The following is a 14,212-nucleotide window of genomic DNA, read 5'->3' on the forward strand; positions in this document are numbered from 1 at the left end:
CTTTTTAAATTTAAAATCAAATGAAAAAAATTCTAAAATTAATATCTCTGTTGGCTGTTGCAGTTGTTATTTTTTCTTGTGATAAAGATGAAGATATGGCTGTGGCAAATGTTCCTACAGATAATAATACCCTTATAGCAGACAAGTCCTCTGTAGTGTTAGTTAAAGAAAATGCAGACGATACTTCTGTTATTTTCAACTGGAAAAATCCTAATTATGGAGTTTCTTTGTCTGTAACCAACGTGTTGCAATTTGCTGTTAAAGGATCTGATTTTGCTGCTCCGAAAGAAATAAATCTGGATGCAGGTATTCTTACAAAAGAGTTAAGTGTGTTGGAACTAAACAATATTATGCTTAATCTCAATTTACCAGTTAATGAGGCTTCAGACTTAGACGTTAGACTCAAGTCTTCTGTTAATAATTCAATGGTTGTATATTCACAAAGTCTTTCTTTGACGGTAACTCCATATGCATCAATATCATATTTATATGCTCCTGGTGCCTATCAAAACTGGGATCCTGCTACAGCAGAGACGCTTGTGTCTGCTACAAGCAATGGCGAATATATTGGCTATATAAAATTCAGTGCTCCAAATACCGAATTTAAAATCACATTGCAAAAAAACTGGGATAATAGTTATGGAACAGATGATAATGTAAATTTGATTTACAATGGTGGGGGTAACTTGAAAGCAGTTTCTGAAGGATATCAGATGTTGAAAGTTGATACAAATGCGCTTACTTTTAATCTTGTGCCATATTCAATGGGGCTTATAGGTTCAGCAACTCCTACAGGTTGGGATAGCGATACAGACATGATTTGGAATAGTACCACTCAGCAATGGGAAATAGCAAATATTTTTTTAACCGCTGGAGAGTTAAAATTCAGACTGAATAACGCCTGGGATGTTAATTATGGAGGTGCAAACGGAGTAATCGTTGTAGGTGGTGATAATATATCTCTAGCTGTACCTGGAAATTATAAAGTAACACTTGATTTAATAAATTTAAAATATACTTTAGTGAAGATTTAATCTTCAAATCAGATAAAAAAGTGTTGCGAAACCGCAACACTTTTTTTATATTGTACCAATATATAAACCTTAGAAAAAATGAAAAAATTCACCATTGGAGCAGCTTTGCTTACTATGATGTTTAACGGAGTTTATGCTCAAAGTCTAAAGTCTCCGGACGGAAAATTCGAGATGAATTTCCAATTGAAAAACGGAGTTCCTGTTTATAATCTGAAATATAACGGAAACGTAGTTGTAGAAGATTCTAAATTAGGATTAAGACTTTTCAAAGATTCTTCTATCAAGTTTGCTTCCGAGATTGCAAAACCAGAAGATGCCAGTTTCGACCTCAATAACGGCTTCACAAAAACAGCCGAAAAAAGAGATTCTAAAAATGAAACTTGGCAACCAGTTCTTGGAGAAAAGAAAAACTATATCAACAATTACAACGAGTTAGCTTTAACTCTTAATCAAACTTCTTCTGACAGAAGTATCGTTGTGAAATTCAGATTGTTTAACGATGGATTAGGATTCAGATATGAGTTTCCTCAACAAAAAAATCTTAATTATTTCGTAATCAGAGAAGAGGATTCAGAAATCAACTTTCCAACTGATATGAAAGCGTGGTGGATTGTTGCAGATTACGATTCTCAGGAATATCAATACCAAACCACAAAGATTTCCGAAATTCCGACTCAATGGTCAAAAGCTTTTGATTCTAATGCTTCTCAAACACTTGTGAAAAATGCAGTTCAGTCACCTTTGATGCTCAAAAAAGAAGGTAAAGAACCATTGTATGTTAACGTTGGTGAAGCGGCAGTTCTAGATTATCCGGCTTCTCATCTGGAAGTGGATGCTCAGAATTTCAAATTCAAAACTCATTTGACGGCAGACAGACAAGGTGCGAAAGGTTACATCCAAACGCCTTCTGTAACACCTTGGAGAACGATTATCGTTTCGCCAAAAGCAGAAGAAGTAATGGATTCCAAAATGATGTTCAACCTAAACGAACCTACAAAATATAAAGACACTTCTTACATCAAACCAACCAAATATATGGGCGTTTGGTGGGAAATGATTATCGGAAAATCACAATGGGCATATTCTACAGCAGAAAATGTTCACATCGGAAAAACTGATTTTTCAAAATTAACACCCAACGGAAAACACGCCGCCAACAATACAAAAGTTAAAGAATACATCGATTTCGCTTCTGCCAACGGCTTCCAAGGATTATTGATCGAAGGTTGGAACACAGGTTGGGAAGATTGGTTCGGACATTCCAAAGAGTTTGTTTTTGATTTCATTACGCCTTACCCAGATTTCGATATCAAAATGTTGAATGAGTATGCGCATTCAAAAGGAGTGGATTTGATTATGCACCACGAGACTTCGGGTTCAGCAACCAACTATGAAAGATGGGCTGACAAAGCTTTTCAATTGATGAACAAGTACGGTTACAAATCGGTAAAAACCGGTTATGTTGGCGACATCATTCCAAGAGGAGAGCATCATTATTCCCAATGGACTATCAACCATTATTACAGAATTGCAGAAAAAGCGAATGATTATAAATTGATGGTCAATTCCCACGAAGCGGTTCGTCCGGGAGGAGAAAGTAGAACATATCCAAACTGGATTTCTGCAGAAGCAGCTCGTGGAACAGAATACGAAGCTTTCGGAGGAAACAAGCCAGACCATCAGACGATTCTTCCTTTCACAAGATGGATGGGCGGTTCTATGGATTACACGCCGGGGATTTTTCAAACCAAGTTAGATTATTATTTCCCAGGCGATAAGCGTTTCGTTCAGACAACTTTGGCAAAACAATTAGGGCTTTATGTTGTGATGTATATGCCTTTGCAAATGGCGGCTGATTTACCGGAGAATTACGCAAAACATATGGATGCTTTCCAATTTATCAAAGATGTTGCAGCAGATTGGGATGACACCAAAATCCTTTCCGCAGAACCAGGAGATTACATCCACACGGCTCGTAAAGCAAAAGGAACGGACAATTGGTTTGTAGGTGGTGTTACCGACGAAAATCCAAGAGATTTTACAGTAGATTTTTCTTTCCTTGACAAAGGCAAAAAGTATGAAGCGACTATCTATGAAGATGGAAAAGATGCAGATTATGTGAACAATCCACAGAGTTATCATATTTATAAAAAGACCATTACTAACAAAACAAAATTGCCAGTTCATTTGGTAAGAAGTGGTGGTTATGCTATTTCTGTGAAGCCTGTTAAATAAATTTTTTAGGAGCTTAATCCCGCTATCCGCTATATCTTTTTCTTTTTTTTGCAAAAAAGAAAAAGGATGCCGCTACTATCGGGGCTATGGCTTTCAACTCCAAATAAAACTTTGTCGAAGGTTCAACCTTTGACAAAGTTTTTCTTAATTTTTTTCTCAAAATCCTATTAAATGAATTGGATTTCCAAGATTTTCAACAAACAAAATACCTTTCTGTTCTTGCTGATAGGAATGGTAATTTTGGCGAAAGTCATTCCTTTCCAAGAGTCTTACAATCAGTATTTTAATCTTGCAGGATTCATAGATTGGGGAATTGCGGGGATTTTTCTGTTGTATGGATTGAAACTCAATCTCAAAGAAGTCATAAAAGATGTCTCCAACTGGAAACTGCATTTGCTGATTCAGTCGGGAACATTTGTTATTTTTCCTTTGTTGACACTGATGTTTTATCCGTTCCTGAAAGATACATCGTATTACAATATTTGGCTTTCGGTTTTCTTTTTAGCAAGTTTGCCTTCAACAGTTTCATCATCTGTCGTAATGGTTTCGATCGCCAAAGGAAATGTCACTTCAGCCATTTTCAATGCTTCAATTTCCGGAATTATAGGGATTGTAATGACGCCGCTTTTGATGAGTTTTTTCCTCACAGCTAATGGAGAATCTGGCAATCAATCCGAGATTATTCAGCAGTTGTTACTCAAAGTTTTATTACCAGTTATTTTAGGAATTATTCTCAATCCAATCTTCAAAAAATGGGTGACAAAATATGCAAACATCATTTCAGAATTTGACAGACTGATTATTTTGCTCATCGTTTACGAAAGTTTTTCGACTGCATTTATTGAGAGCATTTTTGTAGCTGTACCTTCATTTGTGTTTGTTGTATTGGCTTTTAGTGTGGTCTTTTTGTTTTTTGCAACCTATTATATCTTAAAATTCATAGCAGAAAAACTGAATTTTAAAAAGAAAGATGTCATCACAACAACCTTCTGTGGTTCAAAGAAATCCTTAGTTCACGGGAGTTTATTCCTTCTGGTTTTAGGAATTCCAGACGAGCAGAAAGTTTTGTTTTTGTTGCCAGTAATGATTTACCATAGTTTTCAATTATTCTACGTAAGTTGGTTAGCTAATAAAATTGCCAAAAGAGAAACAGCAGAGGAAGATTGATTTTAAAATTTATTAAAACCACATATACACATAGAAAATATTAAAATTAAATTTCTGAAAAAGAATAAATAGTATCGCTGCTGCTATTTTACCTTATTATTACGAATAGCTATGTGTCTATGTGGTAAAAAAAGTAGTTTTAAGTTAAAGTTTGTGGACTTTGCGTTCAAAATCATCAATAATAAAATATAAATCTTGATTTTAAATAGACCAAAAAATTAACCTTATGAAAAAAATATTCACGATTTCTTCCATCGTATTTTCTTCTATTTTCTATTCTCAGGTTCAGAAAATAGAACCTGCATTTTGGTGGAGCGGAATGAAAAATCCTGAACTGCAATTATTAGTTTATGGAAAAGATATCCAAAATCTGCAACCAGAGTTCTCAAACGGAATCAAAATCAAAGAAGTCAAAAAAGTAGAAAATCCAAACTACCTTTTTGTAACAATCGACACAAACGGTGTTCAGCCGCAAAAAGCAAAACTGAATTTCAAAAACGGAAACAAAACCGTTAAAACCATCCATTACGAATTTAAGCAAAGACAACAAAATTCTGCAAACAGAGATTCTTACACATCTTCGGATGTGATGTATTTGATAATGCCGGATCGTTTTGCCAACGGAAATCCTAAAAATGATAGCACGCCAGACACAGCGGAAAAAGCCGACCGAACCAAAACCGGAGGACGTCACGGTGGAGACATTGCTGGAATTGTAAAAAATCTGGATTATCTTCAGGAATTAGGAATTACAACACTTTGGAACACACCTTTGTTGGAGGACAATGAACCTGGTTTTTCTTACCACGGTTATGCACAAAGCGATTACTACAAAATCGACCCGCGTTACGGAACCAACGAAGATTATAAAAACTTGGCGGACGAACTTCATAAAAGAAAAATGAAACTCGTGATGGATTATGTGACCAATCACTGGGGTTCAAAAAGCTGGATTATCAAAGATTTGCCTTCGAAAGATTGGATTCATTATTGGGAAGGACAGGAAAATGGTTTCAAACGAAGTAATTATAAAATGACAACCCAGTTTGACATCAATGCTTCAAAAGTTGATGCTGCAGATTGTATGGACGGCTGGTTTGATACGACAATGCCGGATATGAACCAGAGCAATCCAATGGTTGTGACTTATATGGCGCAAAATGCAATCTGGTGGATAGAATATGCAGGTTTGGACGGTTTCCGTGTGGATACTTATTCTTACAACGACAAAAAAGGCATTGCAGATTGGACAAAACGAATCACCGACGAATATCCAAAATTCAATATCGTTGGAGAAGTCTGGATGCAAGATCCTGCTCATATGGCTTACTGGCAAAAAGATTCTAAAATTGGCGCAATAGAAAACTTTAATTCTTACTTGCCATCCGTAATGGATTTTTCACTTTATGATGCCATTGGTCAGGCTTTCAAAGAAGAGCCGGGTTGGAATTCGGGAATGCAGAGAGTTTATGGGAATTTTACTAATGATTTCCTTTATCCTGATATCAATAATATTTTGGTGTTTGCTGAGAATCACGACACGAATAGATTCAATCAAATCTATCCGAAGATAGAAGATTACAAATTAGCAATGAGTTTGATTCTGACAGTTCGTGGAATTCCTCAATTGTATTACGGTTCTGAAATCGGAATGGCTGGAGACAAAAACAACGGCGGCGACGGCGAGATTCGTAAAGATTTCCCAGGCGGCTGGGCTGGAGATGCAAATAATGCTTTCACAAAATCTGGAAGAATAGCTTCTCAAAACGAGTATTTCGATTATACCAAAAAATTGCTGAATTGGAGAAAAACAAACGAAGCAGTTCATTTTGGAAAAACCTTGCATTACATCCCGAACAACAATGTTTATGTTTATTTCCGTTATACAGATAGCAAAAGAGTAATGGTCGTAATTAATAACAACAAAGAAACTCAAAACTTAGATTTGAAGCGTTTTTCCGAAGGTCTGAATAATTTCACAAAAGGAAGAGACATCATTTCTGATAAAGATTTTGATTTGAAAACTAATTTGTCTGTTCCTGCAAAATCTTCATTAATTTTAGAACTTAAATAAAATTAAAATGAAAAAAATAATTTCCATTGTACTACTATCGTTTTTAATCTTTTCGATTCCACTTTCTGCTCAGAAGAAAGGCTTTTACGAAAATGTTCAGAAAAAGAATATCAACAAATTGTTGGATGACCTCAATACTTTGGCTGCCAATGCAGACTTCGAAAAATACTTCGATTGCTTTGCCGAAGAGTCTCAATACATCGGAACAGATGCAACCGAAGTTTGGCAAAAACAAGAGTTCAAAGACTGGGCAAAACCTTATTTCGATAAAAAAACAACTTGGAATTTCAAATCATTAAAACGAAATATCTATTTCAGCAAAGACGGAAATTATGCTTGGTTCGATGAGGTTCTTGATACGCAGATGAAAATCTGTAGAGGTTCGGGTGTTCTCGAAAAAATTGGTGGAAAATGGAAAATCAAACAATACGTTCTTTCCGCAACCATCCCAAATGAAGTGATAGATGAAGTCACCAAAATCAAAACACCAATCGAGGATGCTTTCATCCAGAAATTAAAAAACAACTAAATAAATGAATTTAAATAAAAGAGATTTACCTTTCTCTCAACTATGGAATATCAGTTTTGGATTTTTCGGAGTTCAGATTGCTTATTCTTTGCAAAGTGCCAATATCAGTAGGATTTTTGCAACTTTGGGTGCAGATCCGCATAACCTCAGTTACTTCTGGATTTTACCACCTTTGATGGGAATGGTTGTCCAGCCGATTGTTGGCGTAATGAGTGATAAAACTTGGACGAAATTGGGACGTAGAGTTCCTTATTTGTTGATTGGTTCTATCATTTCCGTGATTGTAATGTGTTTACTTCCCAATGCAGGAAGCTTCAAACTAGCAGTTTCTGCAGCAATGATTTTTGGATTGATTGCTTTGATGCTTTTGGACACATCCATCAATATGGCAATGCAGCCATTCAAAATGATGGTGGGAGATATGGTGAACGAGAAGCAGAAAGGAAAAGCTTACTCTATCCAAAGTTTCCTTTGTAATGCAGGAAGTTTAGTAGGTTATCTTTTCCCGATTATTTTTACTTGGATTGGGATTTCAAATGTCGCAGATTCGGGTGTAGTGCCGGATTCTGTGATTTACTCTTTCTATGTAGGAGCCGCGATTTTGATTGGTTGTGTTTTGTACACGATTTTCAAAGTCAAAGAAATGCCTCCGAAAGAATATGCCGAATTCCACGGAATAGAAGACGCTCCTGAAACCAAAAAAACAACCAATGTTTTCCAGTTATTGGCAAAAGCGCCATCTGCATTTTGGTCGGTAGGTTTGGTTCAGTTTTTCAGCTGGGCAGCGTTTATGTATATGTGGACTTATACCAATGCAGGGATTGCCGAAACAGTTTGGAATACAACAGATGTCAAATCCGCTGCGTATCAGGAAGCAGGCAACTGGGTTGGTGTTGTGTTTGCAATTCAGGCCATTGGTTCTGTGATTTGGGCTTTGGTGATTCCTCAATTCAAATCTTACAAAATGGCTTATTTTGTTAGTTTAATTTTAGGTGCAATTGGTTTTATCTCAACAATGTTTATTCACGACCAATATCTGCTTTTCGTTCCATATTTATTGATTGGATGTGCTTGGGCAGCGATTCTAGCTTTGCCATTTACATTATTGACCAACGCTTTGAAGGGAAATAATATGGGAGCCTATCTAGGATTATTCAATGGCACAATTTGTTTGCCTCAGATTGTTGCAGCAGTTTTAGGCGGCGTTATATTTAAAACTATCGCGATGGAAAGTTCTATTGCAATGTTGGGAATCGCAGGAGCATTGCTTGTTTTAGGCGCATTCAGTGTTTTTATTATTAAGGATAAGAAAACAATTGATTAATTATAAGACCAAAATTATTACAAAAGATATATTCAAAATCCACCAATTTTGGTGGATTTTTTGTTTTTAAAAGAATCCGAAGGATTCAATATTAATAGCCATAGGTGAAACCTACGGAATGAGAGTCAGCATAGACTTTTATATTCTCGCATTGTAAAACCATATTCTTTCATTAACAGGCTCTATAATTTTGAATTTTAATTCTAAAATCTCATTATCAAACTCAAATTTTAGACATCGTAATTTTCTAAGCTTTCATAAATTGATAATCAATACCTTATGAGCGTTTTTTGTTTTAATGAATATCGTATAAAAATCAAATTTTTGTAAATTTTTGATGGTGTTGAAAAGAATTTTTTGTGAAAAAATCAAGGTTTATTGAAATTAGTTTATACATTTGTACCGTTCAAAACAAACAGATGCATAACTCAATAATTATTATTGTCATTCTTGTCATTATCGGATTCCGGTGGTGAGTGATGGCTTGTGATAATTTTTGAAATTGAAATAATACAGACCATTCTCATCAAGAGAATGGTTTTTTTATTTAAAAACGAAACATTTAATAAAATATAAAAACCGATACAAAATGTATTACAATGACGACAGTGTTCTCTTCTTTGATGGGGAATATATGAAAGCAAAAGAAGCCAAGACCGACTTGTATGGTCAATCGTTACACTACGGATATGCTGTTTTCGAAGGAATTAAATCTTACAAAACAGCCAATGGAACTAAGATTTTCAAAGCAGAGGAACATTATGACAGATTGAGAAAATCTGCCGAAACAATGATGATGCCTTTCGATTATTCTACCGAAGAAATGGTGGAAGCAACCTACAAGCTTTTGGAAATTAATAATTTAAGTAACGCATACATTCGTCCATTGATCATTTGTTCTCCAAATATGGCTTTATCAAAAGGGCAAAAAAGTTATCTGGTCATCGAAGTTTGGAATTGGGACAACGGTTATATGGCCAACAAAATGAGAATTATGACGTCATCATTTGAACGTCCAAATCCAAAAGCGTTTAAAGTGGAAGCAAAAGTAAGCGGTCATTATGTAAACTCGATTTTAGCTTGTCAGGAAGCGAAAGATAAAGGTTTTGATGAAGCATTGGTTTTGGATGCCGATGGAAATGTAGCAGAAAGTTCAGGTGCCAATATCTTCTTCGAAAAAGGTGGAAAACTTTTCACACCAGCAAAAGGAAGCATACTTCCTGGAATTACCAGAGCTACAGTTTTTGAAATCTGCGATAATCTTGGAATTCCTTACGAAGAAAAATTCTTCAAACCGAAAGAAATGCAAGGTGCTGATGCAGGGTTTTTCTGTGGAACAGCAGCGGAGATTGTTGCATTGGATTCTTTGGATAATATTCCCTTCAAACTGAATTGGGAAGAAAGTTTATCATCAAAAATTCAGACAGCTTATCGCCATTTAGTATTAGAAGAAGATTATTCTTATTTAAAATCAAATTTGCAATATGTGTAACGTAGAACTGAATAAATATTCTAAAACACTCACGAAAGACCCAACTCAACCTGCAACTCAGGCGATGTTTTACGGAATTGGTTTCCAAAAAGAAGATTTCGACAAAGCACAGATTGGAATTGCAAGTATGGGTTATGATGGCAACACTTGTAATATGCACCTGAATGGTCTTGCCGAGATTGTAAAAAAAGGTGTTAAAGAACAAAATCTTGTTGGATTAATGTTCCACACCATTGGAATCAGTGACGGAATGACCAACGGAACCGACGGAATGCGTTATTCACTTGTAAGTCGCGACATCATTGCAGATTCTATAGAAGCGGTTTGTGCTGGGCAATATTACGACGGATTGATTACAGTTCCGGGTTGTGACAAAAATATGCCGGGTTCTCTGATGGCGATGGCGCGTCTCGACCGCCCTTCGATAATGGTTTATGGCGGAAGTATTGCACCAGGCCATTACAAAGGTGAAGATTTGAATATCGTTTCTGCTTTCGAAGCGTTAGGAAACAAAATTGCTGGGAAAATTTCTGAGGAAGATTTTCAAGGTGTGATTCAAAATTCCTGTCCAAGCGCAGGAGCGTGTGGCGGAATGTACACTGCAAACACAATGGCTTCTGCGATCGAAGCTCTGGGAATGAGTTTGCCTTATTCATCATCATATCCTGCGCTTAGTAAAGAAAAAAAAGAAGAATGTCAGTTTGCAGGTCATTACGTTAAAATTCTTCTCGAAAAAGATATCAAACCATCTGATATTATGACGCCAAAAGCTTTCGAAAATGCTTTGAGGTTGATTATGATTTTGGGCGGTAGTACCAATGCTGTTCTCCATTTTATCGCCATTGCAAAATCTATTGGCTACGATTTGACTTTGGATGATTTCCAAAAAATCAGTGACGAAACACCATTTTTAGCCGACCTTAAACCAAGCGGAAAATACTTGATGGAAGACCTTCATAAAGTAGGAGGAGTTCCTGCGGTAATGAAATATCTATTGGATTTAGGCTTGCTTCACGGCGATTGTTTAACGGTTACGGGTAAAACCATTGCAGAAAACTTGGAACACGTCACTTCAATTATCGACAGACAGCAAAATATCATTCACGATATCAAAAATCCAATCAAAGAAACCGGACACATCAGAATTATGTACGGAAACCTTGCTGAAAAAGGTTCTGTTGCGAAGATTACAGGAAAAGAAGGTGCTTATTTTAAAGGAACAGCAATCGTTTTTGATGGCGAAAAAGAATTCATCAAAGGAATTGAAGATAAAAAAATCCAGGAAGGAAACGTGGTTGTCATTAAAAACGAAGGTCCAAAAGGTGCTCCAGGAATGCCGGAAATGTTGAAACCAACTTCCGCTTTGATGGGTTCAGGTTTAGGTAAAAATGTTGCCTTGATTACAGACGGAAGATTCTCAGGAGGAACACACGGTTTCGTCGTTGGGCATATCACGCCTGAAGCTTTTTCCGGAGGATTGATTGGCTTAATTAAAGACGGCGATGTGATTGAATTAGATGCAGAGAAAAATACCATCAACGCATTATTGTCAGACGATGAAATCGCCAAAAGAAAAGCCGAGTTCCAACAACCCGAATACAAAGTGAAAAGAGGTGTGTTGTACAAATACGCTAAATCTGTAGCGGATGCTTCACAAGGTTGTGTAACCGATTTATAATTTAAAAGTAAAATTGAAAATAATATGAGTACGCTTGAAGTAAAGGAAAATACAGAATTAGAACAACCCAAACCGGTAGAAATCTCAGGTTCAAAAGCTGTTTTAGAAGCTCTGTTACAGGAAAATGTGGAAACGATTTTCGGTTATCCCGGTGGAGCAATTATGCCGATTTATGATGCTTTGTACGACTATTCCGAAAAACTGAAACATATTTTGGTTCGCCACGAGCAAGGTGCAATTCACGCAGCACAGGGATTTGCGAGAACGTCAGGAAAGACTGGAGTGGTATTTGCAACCAGTGGTCCCGGTGCAACCAATTTGGTGACAGGTTTGGCAGATGCGATGATAGATAGCAACCCGATTGTCTGCATTACAGGTCAGGTTTTTGCCTCGCTTTTGGGAACCGATGCTTTTCAGGAAACTGATGTTATCAATATTACAACACCAGTTACAAAATGGAATTATCAGGTTACCGATGCAACAGAAATTCCCGAAGCTATTGCCAAAGCTTTTCATATTGCAAGTACAGGTCGTCCAGGTCCTGTTTTGATTGATATTACAAAAAATGCTCAATTACAATTATTCGAATATTTGGGATATAAAAAATGTAATCATATCAGAAGTTATCGCCCCGAACCTGAAATCCGAAACGAATATATCGAGCAAGCCGCAGAATTGATTAACCAGGCAAAAAAACCGTTTGTTCTTTTCGGACAAGGTGTTATTTTGGGAAAAGCAGAAGAAGAATTCAAAGCTTTTATTGAAAAAGTCAATCTTCCCGCGGCAGCTACAGTAATGGGACTTAGCGCACTTCCAACCAATCACAAATTGCACGTCGGAATGTTAGGAATGCACGGAAATTATGCACCAAACGTAATGACCAACGAATGCGATGTTCTCATTGCTGTCGGAATGCGTTTCGATGATAGAGTTACAGGTCGTTTGGATAAATATGCTAAGCAAGCAAAAATTATTCATCTTGATATTGACCCGGCCGAAATCGATAAAAATGTAAAGACCACAGTTCCTGTTTGGGGAAATTGTAAAAAAACACTTCCAATGTTGACGGCGCTTCTCAAAGAAAATGACCATTCAGCTTGGTTGGAAAAATTCCGTGAATTGGAAAAAGAAGAAATCAAAGAAGTCATTCAAAATGAACTTAATCCAACAACTGATGTAATGACAATGGGAGAGGTTATCAAAGTTCTAAATGAATTGACAAATGGCGATGCAATCATCACAACCGATGTTGGTCAGCATCAAATGGTTGCTTGTCGATATGCTCAATTCAATAATTCTAAATCCAGCGTAACATCAGGAGGTTTGGGAACGATGGGATTTGGTTTACCTGCGGCAATTGGAGCTTGGTATGGCGCACCAGAAAAAACAGTTGTTGCAATTATTGGTGATGGTGGATTCCAAATGACTTTGCAGGAATTGGGAACGATTATGCAGTTTGGAGCGAAGGTTAAAATTCTGATTCTCAATAACGAATTTCTCGGAATGGTAAGACAATGGCAACAGCTGTTCCACGACAGACGTTACTCTTTTGTGAACATTACAAGTCCAGATTTCGTAGCCGTTGCAAAAGGTTATTACATCGACGGACAAAAAATCTCCGAAAGAAAAGACCTTAAAACAGCTTTAGAAACAATGATTAATCACGACGGCGCTTATCTTTTGGAAGTAATGGTTGGGAAAGAAAATAACGTTTTTCCAATGGTAGCACAAGGAACTTCGGTTTCAGAAATCAGACTTAAATAATTTATAATTATTTATAAAACAATTCAAAGAAATTAGGAGATAGATTATCAGTCTAATAAACTTTGCTAAGTTTTACGCCTTTGCGAACTTTAAAACATTGAATTAAATAAAAAAACTTTGCGGACTTTGCGTTTAAAAAATATCTGCAAACCATTTCCAACTCTTTGGAACTTTAATTTATCATAAAATGGAAAAACAAGAATTTACCATCACATTATACACAGAAAATTCGGTTGGATTAATCGGCAGAATTTCAGGAATTTTTTCACGCAGAAAAATCAATATCGAGAGTTTAAATACGTCTCCATCCGAAGTCGAAGGCATTCACAGATTCACGATTCTTATTAATGAAACCGAAGAAGTTGTCAGAAAACTTTGTCGTCAGTTGGAAAAACAAATCGATATTCTGAAAGCCTATTTCAATACCGATGATGAGATTGTTTGGCAGGAACAGGCGCTTTACAAAGTTCCTGCAAATGTCGTGACAGAAAAGGTTTACGTAGAAAGATTGCTTCGTCAATATGGTGCGTCTACGGTTGTGATTCGTCAAGATTATATTGTTTTCGAAACAGCAGGACATCGTGAAGAAATCGACCGATTGACGGAAGAACTCAACAAATACGGACTCATAGAATTCGTTCGTGGAGCAAGAATCGCAATCATCAAAAATAGCGCAGGAATTCACGAAAAAGTCCTTGAGTTCGAAAAAAGAGAACCTTCTCACGAGATTGTGGAAAACGAATACTTAGACAAAAGAGACGACGTTTTCACAATGTAAAAAAACTATCAAAATTTTGAACGTAAGCGCCTCTGTGAACTTAAAAACATTCAGTTTTTAAAAAAAATATTAGTGCGCTTTGTGTTCAATTTTCGATACATATTCAAAACAAAACTTAATAAAATCAAGACAAAATA

General features: G+C 36.4%; 10 protein-coding genes. All 10 read left to right on the forward strand.

The window, feature by feature from the left end; genetic code table 11:
- The first annotated feature begins 20 nt into the window (after positions 1–20).
- On the forward strand, positions 21–1,034 hold the full coding sequence (locus DRF58_RS00605) for a SusE domain-containing protein (RefSeq protein WP_116031647.1): 1,014 nt from the start codon (positions 21–23) through the stop codon (positions 1,032–1,034).
- A 78-nt stretch (positions 1,035–1,112) separates the two neighbouring features.
- On the forward strand, positions 1,113–3,269 hold the full coding sequence (locus tag DRF58_RS00610; protein WP_116031649.1) for a glycoside hydrolase family 97 protein: 2,157 nt from the start codon (positions 1,113–1,115) through the stop codon (positions 3,267–3,269).
- Between the two features lie 171 nt (positions 3,270–3,440).
- The gene (locus tag DRF58_RS00615; protein ID WP_116031652.1) at positions 3,441–4,436 is read left to right on the forward strand and encodes a bile acid:sodium symporter family protein; all 996 of its coding nucleotides are present in this window, start codon (positions 3,441–3,443) and stop codon (positions 4,434–4,436) included.
- 226 nt (positions 4,437–4,662) lie between these two features.
- A complete protein-coding gene (locus tag DRF58_RS00620) occupies positions 4,663–6,510 on the forward strand; it encodes a glycoside hydrolase family 13 protein (RefSeq protein WP_116031654.1) in 1,848 nt (615 codons plus the stop codon).
- Positions 6,511–6,517: 7 nt separating this feature from the next.
- Entirely contained in the window at positions 6,518–7,039 is a 522-nt protein-coding gene (locus DRF58_RS00625) for a nuclear transport factor 2 family protein (RefSeq protein WP_116031656.1), read from the forward strand.
- Positions 7,040–7,043: 4 nt separating this feature from the next.
- Positions 7,044–8,363: an SLC45 family MFS transporter gene (locus DRF58_RS00630; RefSeq protein ID WP_116031658.1), complete on the forward strand. Its 1,320-nt coding sequence runs from the start codon at positions 7,044–7,046 to the stop codon at positions 8,361–8,363.
- Positions 8,364–8,952: 589 nt separating this feature from the next.
- Positions 8,953–9,855 carry a branched-chain-amino-acid transaminase gene (ilvE, locus tag DRF58_RS00635; RefSeq protein ID WP_116031661.1) on the forward strand — a complete coding sequence of 301 codons (903 nt, stop codon included), beginning with the start codon at positions 8,953–8,955 and terminating at the stop codon, positions 9,853–9,855.
- A complete protein-coding gene (gene ilvD / locus DRF58_RS00640) occupies positions 9,848–11,533 on the forward strand; it encodes a dihydroxy-acid dehydratase (protein WP_116031664.1) in 1,686 nt (561 codons plus the stop codon). The genes ilvE and ilvD overlap by 8 nt, the downstream gene beginning before the upstream one ends.
- A gap of 24 nt (positions 11,534–11,557) precedes the next feature.
- The gene (ilvB, locus tag DRF58_RS00645) at positions 11,558–13,297 is read left to right on the forward strand and encodes a biosynthetic-type acetolactate synthase large subunit (RefSeq protein ID WP_116031666.1); all 1,740 of its coding nucleotides are present in this window, start codon (positions 11,558–11,560) and stop codon (positions 13,295–13,297) included.
- A gap of 187 nt (positions 13,298–13,484) precedes the next feature.
- Positions 13,485–14,075, forward strand: a complete 591-nt coding sequence (gene ilvN / locus DRF58_RS00650; protein ID WP_116031669.1) for an acetolactate synthase small subunit — start codon at positions 13,485–13,487, stop codon at positions 14,073–14,075.
- Positions 14,076–14,212 lie beyond the last annotated feature (137 nt).

Origin of the sequence: Epilithonimonas hispanica (assembly GCF_003385395.1) — a bacterium.
GTDB classification, from domain to species: Bacteria; Bacteroidota; Bacteroidia; order Flavobacteriales; family Weeksellaceae; genus Epilithonimonas; species Epilithonimonas hispanica.